The 20,623-nt window shown below is 71.6% G+C and carries 19 protein-coding genes; 9 read left to right on the forward strand and 10 right to left on the reverse strand.

All coding sequences use genetic code 11. The features are described from left to right. Positions 1–163 precede the first annotated feature (163 nt). Positions 164–1,201 carry a Midasin gene (locus AB0J80_RS03950; RefSeq protein WP_364700025.1) on the forward strand — a complete coding sequence of 346 codons (1,038 nt, stop codon included), beginning with the start codon at positions 164–166 and terminating at the stop codon, positions 1,199–1,201. On the opposite strand, the gene AB0J80_RS03955 is transcribed toward AB0J80_RS03950, so the two are convergent. After that, positions 1,114–1,644, reverse strand: a complete 531-nt coding sequence (locus tag AB0J80_RS03955; RefSeq protein WP_364700027.1) for a polysaccharide deacetylase family protein — start codon at positions 1,642–1,644, stop codon at positions 1,114–1,116. The genes AB0J80_RS03950 and AB0J80_RS03955 overlap by 88 nt on opposite strands. Here AB0J80_RS03955 and AB0J80_RS03960 point away from each other — a divergent pair. Further along, positions 1,549–2,745, forward strand: coding sequence for a radical SAM protein (locus tag AB0J80_RS03960; RefSeq protein ID WP_364700029.1), 1,197 nt, complete (start codon positions 1,549–1,551; stop codon positions 2,743–2,745). The genes AB0J80_RS03955 and AB0J80_RS03960 overlap by 96 nt on opposite strands. Here AB0J80_RS03960 and AB0J80_RS03965 read toward each other — a convergent pair. From AB0J80_RS03965 to AB0J80_RS03980, 4 genes are read right to left on the reverse strand one after another with little or no spacing between them, the layout of a single operon-like run. Then, the gene (locus tag AB0J80_RS03965; protein WP_364700031.1) at positions 2,726–3,106 is read right to left on the reverse strand and encodes a hypothetical protein; all 381 of its coding nucleotides are present in this window, start codon (positions 3,104–3,106) and stop codon (positions 2,726–2,728) included. The two genes, AB0J80_RS03960 and AB0J80_RS03965, sit on opposite strands and share 20 nt — an antisense overlap. A gap of 60 nt (positions 3,107–3,166) precedes the next feature. After that, positions 3,167–5,245, reverse strand: coding sequence for an SIR2 family protein (locus AB0J80_RS03970; RefSeq protein WP_364700033.1), 2,079 nt, complete (start codon positions 5,243–5,245; stop codon positions 3,167–3,169). Beyond that, the gene (locus tag AB0J80_RS03975) at positions 5,242–6,513 is read right to left on the reverse strand and encodes a YqgE/AlgH family protein (RefSeq protein WP_364700034.1); all 1,272 of its coding nucleotides are present in this window, start codon (positions 6,511–6,513) and stop codon (positions 5,242–5,244) included. Before AB0J80_RS03975 ends, AB0J80_RS03970 begins: the two co-directional genes overlap by 4 nt. 3 nt (positions 6,514–6,516) lie before the next feature. Continuing rightward, positions 6,517–6,870, reverse strand: a complete 354-nt coding sequence (locus tag AB0J80_RS03980; RefSeq protein ID WP_364700036.1) for a hypothetical protein — start codon at positions 6,868–6,870, stop codon at positions 6,517–6,519. Positions 6,871–7,011: 141 nt separating this feature from the next. Here AB0J80_RS03980 and AB0J80_RS03985 point away from each other — a divergent pair, with 141 nt between their 5' ends. From AB0J80_RS03985 to AB0J80_RS04000, 4 genes are all read left to right on the forward strand, one after another. Continuing rightward, positions 7,012–8,307: a pitrilysin family protein gene (locus AB0J80_RS03985; RefSeq protein WP_364700185.1), complete on the forward strand. Its 1,296-nt coding sequence runs from the start codon at positions 7,012–7,014 to the stop codon at positions 8,305–8,307. After that, positions 8,304–9,623, forward strand: a complete 1,320-nt coding sequence (locus AB0J80_RS03990) for a pitrilysin family protein (protein ID WP_364700038.1) — start codon at positions 8,304–8,306, stop codon at positions 9,621–9,623. The genes AB0J80_RS03985 and AB0J80_RS03990 overlap by 4 nt, the downstream gene beginning before the upstream one ends. A 98-nt stretch (positions 9,624–9,721) precedes the next feature. Continuing rightward, complete coding sequence (gene nudC, locus AB0J80_RS03995) at positions 9,722–10,657, forward strand: NAD(+) diphosphatase (protein WP_364700187.1); 936 nt, start codon at positions 9,722–9,724, stop codon at positions 10,655–10,657. Positions 10,658–10,762: 105 nt separating this feature from the next. Beyond that, a complete protein-coding gene (locus tag AB0J80_RS04000) occupies positions 10,763–11,644 on the forward strand; it encodes a phytanoyl-CoA dioxygenase family protein (protein WP_364700040.1) in 882 nt (293 codons plus the stop codon). Positions 11,645–11,745: 101 nt separating this feature from the next. Here the strand turns inward: AB0J80_RS04000 and AB0J80_RS04005 are convergent, their stop codons facing one another. After that, positions 11,746–11,988, reverse strand: a complete 243-nt coding sequence (locus AB0J80_RS04005) for a mycoredoxin (protein ID WP_364700042.1) — start codon at positions 11,986–11,988, stop codon at positions 11,746–11,748. Positions 11,989–12,068: 80 nt separating this feature from the next. Here AB0J80_RS04005 and AB0J80_RS04010 point away from each other — a divergent pair, with 80 nt between their 5' ends. From AB0J80_RS04010 to AB0J80_RS04020, 3 genes are all read left to right on the forward strand, one after another. Continuing rightward, the gene (locus tag AB0J80_RS04010; RefSeq protein ID WP_364700044.1) at positions 12,069–14,210 is read left to right on the forward strand and encodes an ATP-dependent DNA helicase UvrD2; all 2,142 of its coding nucleotides are present in this window, start codon (positions 12,069–12,071) and stop codon (positions 14,208–14,210) included. A 119-nt stretch (positions 14,211–14,329) separates the two neighbouring features. After that, positions 14,330–14,644, forward strand: coding sequence for a hypothetical protein (locus AB0J80_RS04015; RefSeq protein WP_364700046.1), 315 nt, complete (start codon positions 14,330–14,332; stop codon positions 14,642–14,644). Between the two features lie 143 nt (positions 14,645–14,787). Continuing rightward, a complete protein-coding gene (locus tag AB0J80_RS04020) occupies positions 14,788–15,150 on the forward strand; it encodes a WhiB family transcriptional regulator (protein WP_364700047.1) in 363 nt (120 codons plus the stop codon). A gap of 355 nt (positions 15,151–15,505) precedes the next feature. On the opposite strand, the gene AB0J80_RS04025 is transcribed toward AB0J80_RS04020, so the two are convergent. From AB0J80_RS04025 to AB0J80_RS04040, 4 genes are all read right to left on the reverse strand, one after another. Continuing rightward, positions 15,506–16,135 carry an alpha/beta hydrolase gene (locus tag AB0J80_RS04025; RefSeq protein ID WP_364700049.1) on the reverse strand — a complete coding sequence of 210 codons (630 nt, stop codon included), beginning with the start codon at positions 16,133–16,135 and terminating at the stop codon, positions 15,506–15,508. Continuing rightward, on the reverse strand, positions 16,135–17,481 hold the full coding sequence (locus AB0J80_RS04030) for an AarF/ABC1/UbiB kinase family protein (RefSeq protein WP_364700051.1): 1,347 nt from the start codon (positions 17,479–17,481) through the stop codon (positions 16,135–16,137). The genes AB0J80_RS04025 and AB0J80_RS04030 overlap by 1 nt, the downstream gene beginning before the upstream one ends. Before the next feature lie 232 nt (positions 17,482–17,713). Next, complete coding sequence (locus AB0J80_RS04035; protein ID WP_364700053.1) at positions 17,714–19,126, reverse strand: hypothetical protein; 1,413 nt, start codon at positions 19,124–19,126, stop codon at positions 17,714–17,716. 565 nt (positions 19,127–19,691) lie between these two features. Continuing rightward, a complete protein-coding gene (locus AB0J80_RS04040; RefSeq protein WP_015625326.1) occupies positions 19,692–19,853 on the reverse strand; it encodes a DUF5679 domain-containing protein in 162 nt (53 codons plus the stop codon). Between the last annotated feature and the right edge of the window lie 770 nt (positions 19,854–20,623).

Here is a 20,623-nt window from a genome sequence, read left to right on the forward strand (position 1 = left end):
CATGGTGGGAAGGCGGTCACCCGCTGCGGGTAGCCCGAAAGGCCAGGCCGGGAACGGGAGCGATTCGGTGGCAGGACGGTGGCAGTAACGTCCGGCACCTTCTGCGGCTGTTACTCGGGGTCGTACGGTCATATACCCCCCGTCACCAGCCGGAAGGACCGCCGTGAAGCGTCCCCTGAAGCTCGCCCTCGCCGTGACCGCTGCCACGCTCGGCGCCCTGCCCATGGCGACGCCCGCCCTGGCCGCCGGCGACGGACGGGACCGCGGACGTGCCGCGCGGGACAGCGACCGCGACGGCATGCCGGACAAGTGGGAGAAGGCGAACGGGCTCAACCCGCGCCGCAACGACGCCAACGGCGACGCCGACCGCGACAAGCTGCGCAACCTCGCCGAGTACAAGGCCGGGACGCGCCCCCGCAAGGCGGACACCGACCGTGACGGCATGCCCGACGGCTGGGAGGTCGGCAACAAGCTGCGCCCCACCCGCGACGACGCCGACGCCGACCCGGACCGCGACGAGCTGACCAACGTGCAGGAATACGAGGTCGGCGCCCGGCCCAAGGTGGCCGACACCGACCGCGACGGCACCTCCGACGGCGACGAGGACCCCGACGAGGACGAGCTGACCAACGTCGAGGAGTTCCTGCTCGATCAGGACCCGCTGGAGGCCGACAGCGACGACGACGGCGTCCTGGACGGCGACGAGGACCTGGACGACGACGGCCTCGGCAACCGCGACGAGTTCGACCTCGAGACCGACCCCCGCGAGGCGGACAGCGACGACGACGGCGTGCCGGACGGCGAGGAGGACAGCGACGACGACGGCGTCTCCGACGCGGAGGAGTGCGAGCGCGGCTCGGACCCGCGGCACGACGAGAGCGAGGACGAGGACGGCGACGAGATCGAGGACGGCGACGAGGGCGACGACATCGTGGTCGGTGACGGGCAGGACGGCGCGGTCGACACCTTCGACGAGGACTCCGGCCTGCTCGTGCTGAACCTGGCGAGCGGCTTCACCGTCATCGTGACCGTCACCGACGGCACCGAGCTCGAGTGGTCGCACCCCGAGCGCGGCTGCAGCGACCCGGCGAGCATCGCGGACCTGGTCCCCGGTCAGCCGGTGGACGAGATCCGGGTCGACGACGCCGAGGGCTCGGACGGGTTCCCGGTGGCCGACAAGATCGGCCTCGTCTGCGAGTGACCGGCCGTCAGCCGTCGGTGGGCAGGGCGACCAGAGTCGGCGGTGAGGTAGCACTGGTCGTCCACGTTCCAGCGCAGCGGCGTCATGCCCAGCCGGGCGGCGAAGTCCGCCAGCCGCGGCGAGAAGTTGCCGTACGGCGCCCGGAAGTACTTGATCTCGGCGTCGGGGGCGGCCCGGTGCAGCTGCTCGTTGGTGGCCTCCAGGTCCCACGAGTGGTTGCACAGGGTGTGCCCCTCGGCGGCGATGCGGCGGACCAGCGCCTTGTTGTCGCGTACCCGATGACCCACCAGGCAGAAGGTGGCGCGTGGTGACCGGGAAATGACTACCGACTGTGGAACGATTCCCCGGTGTTTGCCGTCCGGCTCGCGCCCGGGGTACGGGTGCGCGGGCCGATCGCCTACGTGCCGGCCCGCGACCACTTCTTCGCGCTCGACCCCGCGCACCAGGCCGTGCTGCGCCGGGTCGGCAGCCGGGTGGCCGCTGTCGGGGGCTGCGCCGACGAGATCCGTACGCTTGCCGAGCTGGGCATCTGCGACACCGAGCCGGCCATCCCGCGCCGGGCGTTCTTCGGGCGGTCGGTGGTCGGGCGCCTCGACAGCCTGCCGGTGGTCGACGCGCCGCTGGTCGTGAACTGCTTCGCGACCGCGTACTGCCCGCTGCGCTGCGCGTACTGCCACGCCGACGACCTGATGACCGGCTACCGCGACCAGGAGGACGGCCGGTGGCTGAGGCGGGTGCTCCGGGTCGCCGGCGCCACCCCGGCGATGGTGGGCGTGGTCACCGGCGGCGAGCCCCTGGCCCGGATCGAGCGCACCGAGCGGCTGATGGAACGGCTGGCCGCCACCGGCAAGGCGATCGTGCTCGACACCTCGGGGGTCGGGGACTTCAGCCGGATCGTGCCGCTGCTTCAGCGGCATCGGGCGCACGTACGCGTGTCGCTGGACAGCGCCGACCCGGCGGTCAACGACGCGCTGCGCCCGGGCAACCGCCGGTTCGTGCCGCCGCGGACGAGCTCGGCGGTCTACGCGCAGGACGCGATCAGGCGTGCCGTGCGGGCGGGAATCCCGTGCAGCGTGCAGACGGTGGTCACGGCGCGCAACCACACCGCCGACCACCTGACAGCGCTGCGTGACCTTCTGGTCCGGCTCGGCGTGACCACCTGGGTGCTGCACGTCGTCGTGCCGGTGGGCAAGGCCGCCGATCCGCGCCGCGCCGACCTGCTGGCGCCGGCGACCGTGCCGGAGGTGGTCGACGGCCTGCTGCGGCGGACCGCGGCCGAGGGCATCGGGATCGACATCCGGCTGACCAGCACCCACCGGGCGCCGAACTCGACGCTGCTGATCAGCGCCAAGGGCGAGCTCGCGGTGGAGGACGTGACCGGCGGGGGCAAGAAGACGTTCACCCTGCCGCGGATCGGCGTTCGCGGCGCCGTGCTCCGGCACTTCCGCGACCACGTGGACCTGGCCGGACACGCGAGCCGCTACCTCAACGGCTCGCTGGCAGCCTTCGAACAGCCGACCGGCGCTACCCTGCCGCGGGGCTGAGCGACCAGGCCGCGGCCGCCTCGAGCAGGGCCTTCACGCTGGTCTCGTCGCCCTCGGACATGCGCAGCACGCGGGCCGGCACGTAACCGTCCGCGTCGACCTCGCGCAGCCACGCGGCCGCGAGGCCGGTGCGGTTGGCGGTCTCGAAGACGCTGATGATCTCCGCGGCGGCGGCCAGCCTCCGGCGTACCAGGTAGCCCGGCCGGGTGGGCGCGGCGAACCAGGACTCGAACTCGGCCACGGTCGCCGCCCCCGCCAGGTACGCGGTCAGCTCACTCCCGAGCGCGGTGACGCACAGATCCGCGTGGTCGTCGACGGTCGCGGTGTGGTGTCCGACGCGCTCCAGCACGGTGGCAGTCATGGGTACGACGCTAGCTCCGTACCGCCAAGACCGCGACCGCCGAACGGCCCACCGTGCATGTCATTGGAGAAAAAGGTTCGTCACCCGGGCGGCGAGGTCGTCGAGGACCGGCTTGCCGTCCTCGATCGCCGCGACGAACGCGGCCCACGAGTCCAGCGGGAACTCCTCGGTCTCCGGGACCGGCTCCTGGTTGAGGTAGCCGGGCAGCAGGAGCGCGTTCTGGAACAGCCAGGGGATGTAGCTGCCCTCCGCGTCCCAGCCCGGCAGCTCCCGCGTGCGGTACAGATGCCGGCTCAGCTCCTCCTGCGACGACCAGCGCAGCATGTGCGCATCGTGCTTCAGGTTCTTGATATACGGGTTGTAGAGGTGCCCCGGCCCGAACCCGAACGTCTGCCGCCACTGTGCCCACAGGATGGCCTCGTCGCGCCCGCCCAGCGTCATGACGTCGTTGGTGGCGCTCTCCAAGAGCATGCTGTTCAGGTACGGCCACAGCGTCAGCGGCGTCAACAGGTTCTTCGCATCCGTCCGCAGCACCGACTGCACGATCGGCCACGCGTTCTTCTCGAGCTCGTCCCACGACGTCAGGTTGGGCACGGCCTTCACCGCGGCGAGCAGGCTGTAGAGCGACGGGTTGTGCTCGCCGTAGAAGGTGCGCGCCACCGACCAGGGATCTGTGGGGCGCAGCAGCTCCTCGGGCGTACCGGCCGCCGGGTGCCGGGCGCTCTGGTCGAGGAAGTCCGACAGGCTGACGAACTCGCGGACGGCGCCGTGGCCGGTGTGGTCGATCCACCGGTCGAGGTCCGCGCGGAAGTCGGCCTGCACCTCGTGATCGCGGGTGCCCACGTCGTCGATGCAGACGCGGACCTCCACGCCGAGGCGGGCGAGGGCGCCGGCCGCGAACGCCTGCACCATGTGGATCACCGAGGCCCGCGGACGCAGGCGTACCGGCCACAGCAGGCGGATCGGCTGGACCGTGCCGCTCAGCTGGGTGACCCAGCCGAACCGGCGTTCCAGCTGCAGCAGCAGGCCCGGCACGTCGCGCGGGGGCAGGGTGCCCGGCTGGGAGACGAGCTGCCGTTCCCAGCTGTGGTGCCGCACCCGGTTCTTGAGGCCGGTGGCGCGCGGGGGCACGGGCACCTGGGCCCTTTCGGCCAGCGCGGGGAAGAGCCGCTCGGAGTCGACGCCGGGGAAGCACTCGACCGGGACGCCGGTGCGCTCGCGCAGCCGCTCCGCGGTGCTCAGCGCGGTCGCCGCGTCGGCGTCGTTGAGGGCCCACAGCACCCGCATCGGCCGGGTCCGGGCCAGCGCCGCGGTGATGGTCCCGGCCCAGTCGCTGGCGCCGATCACGCAGACCGTGTCGCCGCGGATCAGGTCGGCGGCCGCCGCGACGAGGGTGGCGTTGTCCGCGAGGCGTACCGGGTCGTGCAGCAGTTGCGGGCCGCGGACGTGCAGGGTGGGACGCCAGAAGCCGTGCAGGTGGAAGACGCGTACGGCGCCGTCCGAGCTGCCGGTGTGCCCGAAGCTGCCGCCGATGTCCAGCGGCAGGCTGACCGCGCGGCCGCCTGCGTCGCGGATCGCGATCTCCAGCAGCGGGTCGAAGTTCGTGGTCAGCAGCCGGTGGTCGAACGCCTCGGGGATGCGGGCGAGCAGGTGCCCCAGCGCTTGCACGCCGCGCGGCAGGTTCCACGAGAAGCGGTCGTTCTCCACCCCCTCGGCGATACCGCGCTCCAGGCGCTGCCCGAGGCCGTGCGTCGCCAGCGGCGACTCCATCGGGTCCGGCGCGGCGTACGCCTTGAGCACCGCCTGCTGCGCGATGACGTCGAACGCCCCGCCGGACACCCAGTCGGTGAACACCCGCCGGTACGCGCGATAGACGTCGATCGTCCGCGCCCCCACGAGCTCGGCCCGCGCCTGGGCGAGCGCCCGCTCCAGCGCCCCGTCGTCGTTGCGGCCCGCGGCGTAGCTGTCGGCGATGTCCAGGACGCCCTGGACCCGCGGGACGGCCGCGGCCGTGACGCCCGAGCCCAGCAGCAGCGTGATCTGGTCGGCGTCGTGCAGCGCCGTCATCAGCCGGTCGAGCAGCAGCAGCTCGCCCGGGCTCAGGCCCTCACCCACCGACTCCGGTTCCGGCGTCGTCATCGGCCCGCCTGCAGGGACTGCCACAGCTCACCCGGGCGTTCGGTGAAGACCTGCCGGGACGAGTGCCGGCTGGCGATCAGAGCTCCCCGGTCCAGGTACTCCTCCAGCTCGCCGGCGCGCCAGCCGAGGTAGCCGACGAACACCCGCATCGCGTCGACGCTGCCGGCCACGTCCTCGGGATTGCCGGAGAGATGCAGCGTCCCCAGCCGGTCGCGAACGGGCGTGAACCGCAGCGGCTTCGCGGCGCCCGCGCGCAGCAGCGTGACCACGATGTAGCCGTCCTGGGCGACCGGGCCGCCGTGGAAGAGCATGACCGGGTTGCGCAGCAGTGGGCGCCACGCGGCGGGGAAGTCGGCCGGCAGCTCACCCTCCGGCTGGGTGATGCACACGCCGAGCGCGCCGGTCTGGTTGTGCCGCAGCACCAGGATCGCCCGCTGGCCGAGGTCCTCGTCGACGAACCAGGGCGCCGCGTAGAGCACGCTGCCGGCGAGGTTGCGCCGGGGCGCCGCCGCGTTGTGCACCAGGGAGATCTCGGCGCCGGAGTCGCGGGCGCGCAGCTCCGGACGCTCGTACCCGCGGCGCAGCATGGCGCGGCGCGCGACGCGCCAGAGAGTGTGGACGGTCAACGTGGGCGGTGTGGCCTCCGGCGGCGGTGGCCGTAGCCCGTCGCGCAGCAGGCGGATCAGCTCGCCGGTGAACGCGGTGTGCGCCTCGCCGCGCGGTGCCATGGCCGGGCGGTTCGCGGGTGCCGACACCAGCAGGCAGGTGCCCTCCGCCTCGGCCTTGTCGGCGACGGCGTCCGTACCCGTGCTGTCGCCGCCCATCTCGGCTCCCGCGCGCCCGGAGTAGCAGCAGTCCAGGATGACGACCCGGCGCCGGGCCCGGGTGTCGGCGACCGCGCGGCGGATCCATTCGTACGGGACCCCGCGCTCGTAGGGCACCTCGGGATCGCACCCGGGCAGCCCGAGGATCAGGTTGTCGTCGTCCGCGTCGACCAGCCCGTGCCCGGCGAAGTAGACCAGCAGCAGCCCGTCCCGCTCGGTCGCCGCGGCCGCCTTGCGGATGGCGCGACTGACCTCGGCCGGGTCCTCGGGATCGACGAGCACGTGACAGTTCTCCGCCGGCACGCCCCACAGATCCTGGTTGCGCAGCAGGTCGCGCAGGTCGGTCACGTTGCGCCGGGCGGCGGGCAGCTCCGAGAGCCTCCGGTACGCCGAGACGCCGATGAGCACGACCTGGGAGCCGGCCGGGTCCGCCACGTCACTCATGGGTCACTGCTGCTCGCCGTCTTCGAGGTGCTGGAGGGCGGTGGTCAGGCTGCGATGGTCCTCCGCTTCGATCACGGTGGTCGAGCCGTCCGCCGCGGTGTGCACGATCGTCACCCGGGGGGAGGGTTTGCGGGAATCCCGCCAGGAGGCGATTGCCAGGGCGAGCTGACCCGCGGACAACCCGCTGCCGATGACGAGGGTGAGCACGTCCAGAAGTGTGCCCATCGTCTCTTCATCGGTGCTGCGGGCGCGTGCGAGCCGCCCGTCGACGCGTACCGCCTGTTCGCCGCGCAGCCAGCGGTGCAGCGACTCGGCGTCCTCGGTCGACGCGCATTCCAGTCGCAGCTCAACCGGCACAGGAAACCCCCGCAGATATCGATGCATTTGCTGACGTCGTGGACTCCGCACCGCGAAACTAGCACTGAGGTCCCAACCGGTGACCGGGCGTACCGGCCGGATGCCGGTGCGTCGGGATAGATTCTCAGGGTGGCCCGCACAATGAAGATCCCCGCGACGAAGTACCCGGTCGAACGGTTCACCCTCGACAACGGATTGCGGGTGGTCCTCACGCCCGATCGCAGCGCCCCTGTCGTGGGCGTGGCCGTGGTGTACGACGTCGGCATCCGCTCCGAGCCGCAGGGCCGGACCGGGTTCGCCCACCTCTTCGAGCACCTCATGTTCCAGGGCTCGGAGAACCTCGAGAAGCTCGCCCACTTCCGGCACGTGCAGGGCGCCGGCGGCAGCTTCAACGGATCCACCCATCTGGACTACACCGACTACTTCGAGGTGCTGCCGGCCGGCGCCCTCGAACGCGCGCTGTTCCTCGAGGCCGACCGGATGCGCGGGCCCCGGCTGACCGAGGAGAACCTGCGCAACCAGGTCGACGTGGTCAAGGAGGAGATCCGGGTCAACGTCCTCAACCGGCCGTACGGTGGCTTCCCCTGGCTGAAGCTGCCACCGGTGATGTTCGAGACCTTCCCCAACGCCCACGACGGCTACGGCTCCTTCACCGACCTGGAGAGCGCGACGGTCGACGACGCCGCCGAGTTCTTCCGCAAGTACTACGCCTCGGGCAACGCGACGCTCGCGGTCGCCGGGGACTTCGACGTGGCCACCGCCACCAAGCTCATCGAGCACCACTTCGGCGACGTGCCGGCCCGGCCGAAGCCGCAGCTGCCGGACTTCGCCGAGCCGGGCCCGAGCGCCGAGCGCCGGGAGAGCTACGTCGACCGGCTCGCCCCGCTGCCGGCCGTGGCGTCGGCCTGGCGGGTGCCGGACCCGATCGCCGACTTCACCGACTACCTGCCGTACGTGGTGCTGGCCGAGGTCCTCACCGACGGCGACGCCTCCCGGCTGGTCGAACGGCTCGTGCAGCGCGACCGGATCGCCACGACCATCGGCGGCTACATCGGCTTCATGGGCGACGAGTACCAGGTGCGCAACCCGACCGCGCTGCTGCTGCAGGCCCACCTGCCACCCGGCGGCGACACGGACAAGGTGCTGCGGGTCGTGGACGAGGAGCTGGACCGGCTCGCCACCGGCGGGCTCACGGCGGGCGAGCTCGCCCGCACCCAGGCCCGCATGGCCACCCACCTGCTCCGCGACACCGACGCGGTGCTCGGCCGCGCGCTGCCCATGGCGGTGCTCGAGCTGCAGCGCGGCCGGCCGGAGCTGCTCAACGAGCTGCCGAAGCTGGTCGGCGAGGTCACCGAGGCGCAGATCGTCGCGGCCGCCGCCACCCTGCGGCCCGAGCGCCGCGCCACCGTCGAGGTCGTCCCGGGAGTCAACCAGTGAGCAACCGTTCCCTGCCGGACCTCGTGCCGGACTCGAAGATCAGGCTGCCGAAGCAGGCCGAGCGCACGCTCAGCAGCGGCCTGACCGTCATCGCCATCCGCCGGCCCGCCGTGCCGCTGGTCGAGCTGCGGCTGCGGGTGCCGTTCGGGCGGGCGCCGCTGGCCCGCGCCACCCTGCTGTCCCAGGCGCTGTTCACCGGCACGGCCACCATGTCCAGCATCGACATCGCCGCCGAGCTGCAGGCGGTCGGCGGTGGACTGTCGGCCGGTCTCGACCCCGACACGCTGCTCGTCACCGGCAACTCCCTGGCCGGCGGCCTCGACCGGATGCTGGAGATCCTCGCCGGCGTGCTGACCGATCCGGCGTACCCGGCGGACGAGGTCGCCACCGAACGCGAGCGGCTCGTCGACCACATCCAGGTCGCGCAGAGCCAGCCGGCCCACGTCGCCCGCACGGCGCTGCTCAAGCGGATGTACGGCCGGCACCCGTACGCGGTCCAGACCCCCGAGCCGGAGCAGGTCCGCGGCGTGCGCCCGGCGCAGCTGCGCGCCCTGCACGCCGACCGGGTCCGCCCCGACGGCTCGGTGCTGGTCCTCGTCGGCGACATCAACGTCGAGAAGGCGATCGACACGGCCGAGAAGGCGCTCGGCGGGTGGATCGGCGCGGGCCGCGACGGCAACCTGCCCGCCACGCCGCCGCTCGAGCCCGGCCCGCTGCTGCTGGTCGACCGGCCGGGCGCGGTCCAGTCCTCGCTGCGGATGGCGCTTCCGGCCGTGCCGCGCACCGACCCCGACTACGCCGCCCTGCAACTGGCCAACATGGTCTTCGGCGGCTACTTCTCCTCACGGTGGGTCGAGAACATCCGGGAGGACAAGGGCTACACGTACGGGCCGCACACCGCGATCGAGCACTTCCTCGCCGGCTCCGCGCTGGTGGTGGCGGCGGAGGTGGCCACCGAGGTGACCGGCCCCGCGATGCTCGAGACGCTCTACGAGCTGGGCCGGATCGCCAGCCTCCCGCCCGGCGAGGAGGAGCTCGAGCAGGCCCGCCGGTACGCCCTGGGCACCCTGCGCCTGGGAATGTCCACCCAGGCCGGGCTCGCCGGGCTGGCGAGCATCTACGCGAGCTTCGGCCTGCGCCTGGACTACCTGACCGAGCACTCGGCGGCGCTGTCCTCGGCGACCCGGGAGCAGGTGGCCGAGGTCGCCGCGCAGTACCTGGCCCCGTCGCGGGCGGTGTCGGTCGTGCTGGGCGACGCCGAGAAGGTCGAGGGCCAGCTCGCGGCCCTCACGCCGGTGGAGCGCGGCGCGGCGTGAACCCCTTGTCGGACGATCAGCCGGGCGTCGGTTCGTCGCCGGGCGTTGGTTCGCGGCCCGAGGCCGGGGAGCAGCCGGACGTGGGGGAGCAGCCCGGTCTGGACGGGCCCCCGCTGGCGCGCACGAGCCTGGACCGGGCCGCGCATCGCCGTCAGGACGCCGCGTGGCTGGCGGAGGCGTGGAAGACCGGCCTGGTCGTGGTCGTGGACATCGCCAAGGGCGGTCGTGCGCTCGTGTCCGGCGTGGCAGCCGACGATCCGAGGCTCGTGCTGGTCGGCGCCGACGCCGCCCCGGACGGTGAGCGGCTGTTCCTCGGCGTCGACCCGGCCGGCGTACCGATCTTCGCGATCGACGCGCCGCTGCCCGAGGTGCCCGGTGCCGAGGCCCGGACGCTGCGCGACATCGGCGACCGGCTGGACCCGCGCGACGCCGGCATCTTCACCACGGCCGCCGCGCTGGCCAACTGGCACGCCACCCACCGGTATTCGCCGCGGTCGGGGCAGCCGACCACGGTCGTGGAGGCGGGGTGGTCGCGGGTCGACGCGGACGGCCGGCAGATGTGGCCGCGTACCGATCCGGCGATGATCGTGCTCGTCCACGACGGGGTCTCCGGTCCGGAGGGGCGCTGCCTGCTGGGCCACAACGCCGCCTGGCCCGCGGTCGACGGGGTGCGGCGCTTCTCGTGCCTCGCCGGGTACGTCGAGCCCGGCGAGTCGGCCGAGGCCTCCGTCGTCCGCGAGGTGCGCGAGGAGGTGGGCGTGCGGCTCCGGTCCCTGCGGTACGAGGGCAGCCAGTCGTGGCCGTACCCTGGCTCGCTGATGCTCGGGTACACCGCCGAGGCGGACCGGGACCAGCCGATCACCGTGGATCCCGAGGAGATCGACGAGGCGCGCTGGTTCACCCGTGGTCAGATCGCGCAAATGATCGATGGAGATCTCGTCGACGGTGCTTCCGGCGTACGGATGAATCTGCCTATGCGTGCGTCGATCGCCTTTTATCTCATCGAACGTTGGTTGGGGGATTTCGCCCGATAAGGGCTTCACATTTTTCTAAGCAGAGGGTTCTTCACACTAACTTTGCAACTGTGGGAGCAAGCTCCAGCGTCTGAAGAGCAGACAAGGAGAGGTGGTTCCCTTCCCATGAGCCTGGTTGCCGAGCAGACCTGGACCCCGATGACCGCCGAGGAGCGCGCGCAGTTCCAGCGCGACGGTTTCCTGGTGATACCCGCGGTGCTGACCGAGGACGAGGTCGCGGTCGCCCGCACGGCGATATTGAGGTCCAAGGAGAAAGCCGCGCGCGAAGGCGGCCTCGGGCCGACCGGCGCGCTGCACCAGCTCTCGGCGGTGACCAACAACCCGGAGATCGCCTTCCTGCTCGACCACCCGAAGGCCTTCAAGTACATCTGGTCGCTGCTCGGCTGGAACGTGCACGTCTACCACTCGCACGTCGATGTGCACCCGCAGATCCACGAGAAGCAGAAGGACTGGTGGCACTGGCACCAGGACGGCGGCCGGCAGAACCGTGAGCTGGAGACCGACCCGCGGCCGATGATGTCGGTGAAGCTGGCGTACTGGCTCTCCGACGTGTCCGAGACCGGCCGGGGCAACTTCACCGTGCTGCCGGGCAGCCACCTGACCAACTGGCTGCCGGGCCCGCCGTCGCGCGGCGTACCGTGGCCGCAGCCCGAGGGTGCTCTTCAGATCACCGCCAACCCGGGCGACCTCGTGGTCTTCGACCGGCGCCTGTGGCACGCGCGCTCCGACAACTACTCGCCGATCACCCGCGTGGGTGCCTTCTTCGGGTACACGTACCGCTGGGTGGCCGGCCGCGACGACGTCGCCGGCCTGCCCGGCACGCCCGAGTGGGAGACGTTCACTCCCGTGCAGCAGCAGCTGCTCGGCGGCGTCGGGGTCGGCGACGGCGACCACGCGTGGGGGCACTACCCCGAGAGCACGCCGCTCTATCTGGAGCTGAAGCGGCAGGGCCTGCTCGACTCGAGCATCCCCGCCCTCATCCCCTGACCCACACCGTTCCGCCGCCACGGAATGGTGTGCACGCGGAGAAGCCGGGCCACCCTCGGGGGCGGCCCGGCTTCCTCCTTCAGCTGCTGGTCACGCTCTTCTCACGCGGAGAGCGCGGCCAGATGCTCCTTCACCTGGACGATCGACGGGTTGGTCATCGTCGTGCCGTCGTCGAAGCGCATCGTCGGGACCGTCTGGTTGCCGCCGTTCACGCTCATCACGAACTCGGCGGCCTTCGGGTCCTGCTCGATGTCGACGACGTCGTATCCGATGCCCTCCCGGTCGAGCTGCGACTTGAGCCGGTGGCAGTAGCCGCACCAGGGGGTCGAGTACATGGTCAACATCGGTCTGGTCCCTTCGCAGAGGTCACATGGCAGTGCGCCGTACGTGGAAACGTCGGACCCGGGTGCCATGATTCCCGGTTGTGACAGCGGAACGCGTTCTCGCCGGGCTCGACCCCGACCAGCGCAGGGCGGTGACCGCCCCCGCGGGCCCGGTCTGCATCCTGGCCGGGGCCGGCACGGGTAAGACTCGAGCGATTACCCACCGCATCGCCTATCGAACATTGTCGGGCGAGATCAGTCCGCGGCACGTCCTTGCCGTCACGTTCACCGCCCGCGCCGCCGCCGAGATGCGCGCCCGGCTCACCGAGCTCGGCGCCGGCCGCGTCCAGGCGCGCACGTTCCACGCTGCCGCACTGCGCCAGGTCCGCTACTTCGCGCCCCGGCTCCTCGAGGGCCGCGCGATGCCCGAGCTGGTCGAGAGCAAGGCGCGGCTCGTGGCACTGGCCGCCAACCGGGCCGGCGTGCGCGCGGACCGCACCGCCGCCCGCGACCTGGCCAGCGAGATCGAGTGGGCCAAGTCGTCGCTGGTCGAGCCGGGCGAATACGTCGTGGCCGCCGCCAAGGCGCTGCGCGAGCCACCCTACGAAGCGGCCAAGGTCGCCGAGATCTTCGCCGCGTACGAGTCGCTCAAGCGCCGCCAGGGCGTGATCGACTTCGAGGACATGCTGCGTGCCGCGGTCTGGGGCATCGAAGAGCACCCGGACGTCGCCGAGCAGGTCCGCTCCCAGTACAGGCACTTCGTCGTCGACGAGTACCAGGACGTCAACCCGCTGCAGCAGCGCCTGCTGGACGCCTGGCTCGGCGGGCGCGACGACCTCACCGTGGTCGGCGACGCCAGCCAGACGATCTACTCGTTCACCGGCGCCACCTCGGCATACCTGGTCGACTTCCCGCGCCAGCGCCGCGAGGCCGTCGTCGTCCGCCTGGTCCGCGACTACCGCTCCACCCCGCAGGTGGTCGGCCTCGCCAACGCGGTGATCAAGCAGGCCCGCGGCACCGAGGCCAAGCTCCGGCTCGAGCTCGTGGGTCAGCGCCCGCCCGGCGCCGAGCCCGACCTCAAGATCTTCCCCGACGAGCCGGCCGAGGCGGTCGCCGTCGCCCGGCGCTGCCGGGAGCTGATCGGCGCGGGCACCCCGGCCAGCGAGATCGCCGTGCTGTTCCGCACCAACGCCCAGTCGGAGACCTACGAGAAGGCGCTCGCCGAGGCGGAGGTGCCCTACGTCGTCCGCGGCGCCGAGCGCTTCTTCGAGCGCACGGAGGTGCGCCAGGCCATGATCGCCCTGCGCGCGGCCGTGCGGTCCACGCCGGGGGAGACCCCGCTGGTCCAGGCCGTCGTGGACGCCCTCGCGGCGACGGGCTGGTCCCGCGAGCAACCCCCGCCCGGCGGGGCCCAGCGTGAGCAGTGGGAGGCGCTCGCGGCCCTGGTCACCCTCGCCGAGGAGTACGAGCGCAGCCCCGCCCTGCTGCCCGTCGGCCAGGCCGGCGCGGTGCAGCGGGACGTCTCCCTGTCCGCCTTCAACGACGAGCTGGCCCGGCGTGCGGAGCAACAGCACGCCCCGACGGTCGAGGGCGTGACCCTGGCCTCGCTGCACTCCGCCAAGGGCCTCGAATGGGACGCCGTCTTCCTGGTCGGGCTCGCCGACGGCACGCTGCCCACCACGTACGCGAAGACACCCGAGCAGCTGGAGGAGGAACGCCGCCTGCTCTACGTCGGGGTGACCCGGGCCCGGCAGTGGCTCTGGCTGTCGTACGGCCAGTCCCGTTCGCCCGGCGGACGCACCCGGCGGCCCTGCCGTTTCCTGCCGCAGCTGACCAATACCCAGCACCGCACCTACGAGAAGGCCGGGACGGCAAGTCGGAAACCCGTCAACCGCCGCAACCAGGTGGTGTCCTGCCGGGTCTGCGGCGCCACCCTGCTGGCCGGCGCGGACCGCAAGCTCGGCCGCTGCCCCACCTGCCCGTCCGACCTGGACGAGGAGCTGTACGAGCGCCTCCAGCAGTGGCGCGCCCAGACCGCCGCGGAGCAGAAAGTGCCTGCATACGTGGTGTTCACGGACGCCACGATCGTGGCCATCGCGGAGCGCCGCCCGAGCAGCCCGCCCGAGCTGCTGGCGATCGCCGGCATCGGCCCCCGCAAGCTCGCCCAGTACGGTGCCGCGGTCTTCGCTCTGGTCGGCGGCGCGAGCCCCGCCGACGCGGCGGCAGAAAAGTTTGAAAACTAGTCCGTTAATTCGTTTGCCCTCCCTTGCGGGGACGGCATAGCCTCAGGTCACACCTTGGCGAGCGGCATGCTCAACGAGGATCCAGGACGAAGTGCAACGCGATGGAGGAGGTGGCACCGATGAAGCTCAACTACACGATCGAGCGACCGTCGACGCTCCTCGCTGTCGCCTGCGCGCCGTCCGCTGCGTGGCTCAAGTCCGCTCCCGTGGTGAAGTCCGTCGTTCCGGCGGAGTCCGCCCCCGTGGCGATCTTGGCTGCCGAACAGGCCCCGCTTGCGCAGGCGCACCAGGTCCAGATTCAGGCCGAGCTGGTCCGGACCCTGGTGGACGTCGACGGAAGCTACGGGACCACTGGGTTCGTGGGCAGCAACGGCATGAAGCGTCGACTGACGGATGGTGCCAGCGGTGTCCCGCCTCGAGGAAGGCCGGTCTGATCTACCAGACCTCCGGCTCACCTCGAGGCCGCGGAACCCGTAACCGGGATCCGCGGCCTACTTTTTTGCCGGCTTACCGGCCGGTGCTCCACCAGCACCAACGATCCAGAAGATCGAGAGAAAGAGAGAGGTGACCGGGCTTTATGAGTCTGGCGCTGGCCCCCCTCGACGTGAGCGTCGAGATCGAGGCAAACCTGCCCTGTCGGAAGTTCGACCCGGACCTGTGGTTCTCGGACTCCCCGGCCCAGCTGGAGCTGGCCAAGTCGCTCTGCGGGGACTGCCCGCTGCGCGTCGAGTGCCTCGCCGGCGCGGTCGAGCGGAGCGAGCCCTGGGGTGTCTGGGGCGGCGAGATCTTCGAGCGCGGTGCCGTGGTTCCGCGCAAGCGGCCCCGTGGCCGCCCCCGCAAGGTCGACGTCGCCCGCGACGCCGAGCTCGCGGTCGAGGTGGAGGAGCGGCTCGCGGCCAACGGCCTCGAGACCCGCAACTCGGTTCGACTGGCCGCATGACATGACCACCACCACCCCTTACCGGAAGACGGAAAACGTAGCCATGACCTCGAACGGAACCCCGAAGATGAAACTCATCCAAGAAGCGCTCTCCCGAGCACGAATGCGTCGGCCTCAGGCCGACCATCACCCTGAGGCGCACCGTCCGGCACGTCAGATCGCCATGGAGGCCCGGCACCGGGCCGCCCGTGACCTTGGTGGACGCCTCTGACCGAACCACACGCACGGCCCCGCCCGCAGGACGCTGCGGGCGGGGCCTCTTTCCTTGTGATCATGACCACAGTGCGTCTGCTGTAGGCAGCTCCCGAGCGGCACGGCCGCATGGACCTCGCCGGCCATCAGGACCCGCAGCCGCTCAGAGAAAATCTCGGACCGCAGCCAGGAACTCGTCGAGCGCGGCAGTGTGCGCGTTATGGCCGGCCTCGATCGTCGTCAGCTTCGCTCCGGGAATCCGCTCCGCCATCCGGGCCTGCTCCTCCTGATCGAGATGGCTGCCGGCACCGCCGCGGACGACGAGCGTACGCGCGGTGATCGCGGCGAAACGCTGCCACAGCCCCGGATCCGGTGACCGCAGCCAGTCAAGCGTCGCCATCCGTGCGCTCCAGTCGTAGCCCGGGTCGCCGCTCGGGCGAGCAGGCCGCAGATCGATGGGCGTAGGCGGCGGCGCCTCCTCCAGGACAAGGGCGTCGACGCGCTCCGGGTATGTCATGGCCAGCAGATATGCCACGATGCCGCCGGACGAGTGGCCGACGACAGCGGCCCGGTCGAGCCCGAGAGCGTCCAGCAGGGCGACGATGTCACGCACGCCGGCTTCGGGCCCGTACGGTCCGGTTCGTGGGCTGCCGCCGTACCCGCGAAGGTCGGGAACGTAGGAGCGGACCCGATCGGCGAGGGCGGCCGTGACAGCATCCCAGCTCTGCCCGCCGCCTCCATGCAGCCAGAGAACCGGCCGCCCGCTACCCGTGACCCGATACGCGAGTGCCATCAAGCGACCGGCGCGAACCCGGGAAGCCACTTCTGGAGGATCGCGCGGTACGGCGCCTTGGCTTCGAGCTGGCAGAGGACGCCGATCGAGCCGAGCGTGACCCGGTGGATCAGCAGGTACGACGGCGGCAGGTTGAGTTTGCGGCTGAGCTGGAAGGCCGGCGAGCGTGGGCTCGACAGGCGGGTCGCCTCGGAGCGGATCCAGCTGCGGGTGAAGCGGAACTCGTCCACGGCCACCGGCTCAATCATCGGCCGCAGGAAGTCGAGGACGGCCTGGGCGTCCAGCTCGTCGTCGGGCTTGATGAAGCCCTCGTCGCGCAGACCGTCGGCCACCGCCCGGGCGTCACCGGCGAGCGCGAGGCGTACCAGGCGGCCGATGGGTTCCGGGTGGCCGTCCGGAAGGCGGGCCACCGCGCCGAAGTCGATCACGCCCAGGCGGCCGTCCGGCAGGATGCGGAAGTTGCCCGGGTGCGGGTCCGCATGCAGGAGCCCGGCGCGTGCGGGCGCGGAGAAATGCAGCGTCGCCATCAGCCGGCCGGCCTCGTCGCGCTCGGGCTCCGTGCCGTCGCTGATGACCTTGGACAGCGGCGTACCGTCCACCCACTCCGTCACCAGCACCCGGGGCGCCGAGGCGACGACGCGGGGCACGAAAATCTCCGGATCTCCCGCGTACGCAGCGGCGAAGGCCTTCTGGGTCTCGGCCTCCATCGCGTAGTCGAGCTCCTCGGTGATGCGCTCCCGCAACTCCGTGAGCAGCGGCTTCATGTCCATGCCAGGCTGGATGATCTTGAACATCCCGGCCAGCCGGCCCAGCTGCTTGAGGTCCGCGAGCAGCGCCTCACCGGCCCCCGGATACTGCACCTTGACCGCCACCGGCAGCGTCTTCGGCTTGGCGCCCTTCCGGCTCGGCGGCAGCTTCCACACCGCCCTGTGCACCTGCCCGATGCTCGCCGCCGCGGCGGGACTGTCGTCGAACTCGGCGAACCGCTCCCGCCAGTCGGCGCCCAACTGCTCCGCCAGCGCCTTGTGCACGCTGGCGACAGGCATCGGAGGAGCCGCTTCCTGCAGTTTCGTGAGCGCCTGCCGATATGGCCCGGCCATCTCCTCGGGCATCGCCGCCTCGAACACCGACAACGCCTGCCCGAACTTCATCGCGCCGCCCTTGAGCTGCCCGAGCACGCTGAACAGCTGCTCGGCGGTGCGCTGCTGGATGTCGGCGGAGATGACGTCGGTCGCAATCCCGGTGACCCGCTTACCGAGCCCGAGCACGGTCCGCCCGGCGAAGCCGAGAGGCAATGCGGCGAGCTTCGCGGTCCGGGACGCCGCACGACGCGGGATGTCGGTCACCAGATCATTGTGCCCGCTGCAGCGCGATTCGACCGCCCTCGCCCAATCCGTCTGCTCCGACCATCCCCTCCGACCCTTTTCATGTACGCCCAAAGCCACGCCGCCCATCGCCGCGCCGGGACGGGCCGATCGTCCCGTCTGAGCCCATCGGCGAACTCGTCGCGTTTCATCACCTTCATCCAGATCCGAGACTCCGTGCCGTCGGGTGTTGCTGCCGGTAGGGGTGCGGTCTTCACCGGGTTGCGCGGCCTTCATCGGCTGACGTGGTTTCGATCGGCTGACGTGGCCTTGGGCGGCTGGCGGGGTCTCCGTCGGTTCGGTATTCGATGCCCGGCCTCTTCGGTTCTCTCAGCCCGGTTCTCCTGCGGGGCTCGGCCCGGAATGTCCGGTTGCAGGCGCAGTTCGGGTGGGGTGTCCAACTGCGTCGCCGTACTCGGGCCGGTGAGCTGATCTCGACCTCGGCTCCCAGGGTTTCCGGGAGCCGCCCGTCTACGAACGCGAGAACCTCTGCCACGGCATACGCGGTGGCGGCGAGGATCGTCGCTACCGCGCAGGGCTCGTCATCGACCGGGGGTGGCTGGGGAGAACCGGTGTGCGGGTCGCGGTCCTGGCGGTGCAGGTGGAGGCAGTGCAGGCAGGGGCCGCCGGCTGCCGGCACGAGTGGGCCGATCACCGCCGTCGCCTCGCGGACCGTGACTGTCAGGTGGGGCTGGCGGCGGTGGGCGTACCCGAAGGCGAGCAGAGGGATGGGTTGGTCGTGGCTGAGTTGGACGACGAGCGAGGCGCCGCCACGGCGGATGGCTCGGGTCTCGGTGCTTGGCGCGGCGCGCAGGACGGCCTCGGTCACTGCCTGCGCGCGGGGTCTGCCGATGTCGGTGTCGCGTAGGGGTGAAGCCAGCCGGTCCTGGCGGCTCACCGTGCCGGGAAGATCGGCATGGACATGACCGATCCCCGACTCCGCGAGCGCGACTGCGATGCCGGCGCTGAGCCTGCCGCGGCCCGTGACGGTGATCCGGGCTCCGCGGCGCCGGCGCAGAGCAGTGGCGGGCGAGTCGCTCCGGACGCCCGGCGAAGTCTTAGTGGGCCGCCTTGAGGATCGGGGGCTCGCTAGGTCAGCTTCGGGTTCGACTCCGTCCGGCGGTTCGGCTCGATGGGGTCTTCCCGAGTCGGCCGCGTCGGATGGAGGAAGCGAGATGTCCGAGCCTCGGCCGAGGCGGCCGTCGATGGGTCGGGACAAGCCGGATTCGCCCGGTGCGGCAGCCAGGGCGAGCGTCAAGGCTTCGCCGGACAGGCGGGTGGCGTCCGACGCCGAGGGGTAGAGGCTCTGGGCTGGAACGACCAGGCCGACCTGGTGCAGGGAGTCCAGGAGGGCTCGAGCGTCGGCCGGCGGCACCCCGGCGGTGACGGCGCGACGGAGGACATCTCGTTCGGAACGGGAGCCGTCGAGGAGGTCGAGCAGGCGGGCCGACTCGGGATGCGGGAAGTCGATCAGAACGGCGGTGCCGGGACGCAGGCCCAGCTGCAGGGTGTGGGCATCGCGCCAGGTGCGGAAGAGGCCCGGCAGGAGGGTCGGCCGATTCAGGGGTGGACTCGTCATGCGTGACAGCGTGTCACGACTCCCATGCGGAGGGAGTTCGTTGTCCACAGGCACGGGGATGCCCGTCCTCGCTTATCCACAGGATTGCGAGAGTTATCCACAGGTTCGGGATGTGGTGGATAACTACTCAACGTTGTGGCGTGAACACGGTGACGGCATCGCAAGGGTGAACGCGCACAGCGCCTTCGATAGGAATGGTGGTATCGCGGAGATGGCGGCGCAGGGGTAGGTGTGCCGCCGACGGCTGCAGCGAGACCGCGCTCCAGTCCCGTCGTCGACCGCCAGCGGACCGTCGGCAGGCGGAAATGTGCCGTTGGTTCTTGATTGCCAGCGGTGTGGCTTGGGCCTGGGCTGAGTGATGACTTCGGGGGTCGGGTTGCCCCGGACGTCGCCTGAAGATGGCATCCGACCGGTCGGACGGGTCCTGACCTCAGCTGTGGCGTCTCGCTCGTCTTATCCAGGCCGGCCCGGAGCGCTGCGTCGACCCGTCGCCTCACGGCCTACGTGGCGGTCGAGCGGGGTCGGCTGGGCGGTCGCTCGGATGGAGCGGCGAGTCGGGATGCTGGGAGGCGGGGGTGGCCGGTCGGCCGCCCCCGCCCTCCGGTGCTTCCGGTCAGGCCTTCGCCTTGCCCAGGATGCGGTTGACCGTCGTGCCGCAGACCGGGCACTTGCCCTTGGCCATGTTCATGCCGGTCTTCGAGACCTCGACGGTGCCCTGGAAGTCGCGCTTTTCCTTGCACTTCACGCAGTAGCCGTTGTACGTGTTGTCGGCCACGGTTCCTCCTCGTCATGTTGTCGGCCCGGGTCGGCCCGATGCCCCGGGGCGGGTCAGGTCGGTGACCTGAACTCCCGAGGCCCTGCTCGCGGCGACAGGCCGCGTTCTGTGTTCGGCGCTGGACCGCTCCGCGACCACGTGGATGTGGCCACCCGTTCCGGGCGGTCACTACCCAGGTCCGGCCATTTCCATGTCAGCGCAGCGTCGACGGTGTCGTCGACGTCGTGAGTCTGCCGGTCGAGTTGACCCTTTTTGGGCAGATACGGGCGGACACGCCGACGAATTACTTCACACCGCCCGAAAAGGGACGACTACGGCCGAAGTGCGCAGTATCCGCAGGGTGGTTGACGAGCGGGCAAGGGCAGGGCCGAGAGGGTGGAGGGGCCAGGTTCGAGGGCCGGGCTGAGCAGGGCGGAGAAGGTCGGCCGGTACGGGGCAGGGCAGTGCGGCAAGGTGGGCCGGGGCCGCGCCCGGGGCAGGGCCCAGGGCAGGTGCCGGGGCAGGGGCCGGGGTGGCGGCGGCCGCCCCTCGCCGCGCCGGGGGCGGGGCGAGGCCAGCCAAGTTGGGCTGGACCGGGCTGGGCGGGCCGGGCTGGGCTGGCGAGGCAGGCAGGGCTGGACGGGGTAGGGGCAGGCGGCCGGCTGGGCGGGCTTGGGGAGGAGTGCGGGGCTGGGCAGGGGGTCGGGTGGGTTTGGGGGCGCGGCGGGCTGAGTGGGGCTGGGCCTGGGCGGGCTTGGGGAGTGCGGGGCCGGGGCAGGGGGCCGGGTGGG

Origin of the sequence: Actinoplanes sp. NPDC049548, from assembly GCF_040676695.1 — a bacterium.
Classification (GTDB): domain Bacteria; phylum Actinomycetota; class Actinomycetes; order Mycobacteriales; family Micromonosporaceae; genus Actinoplanes.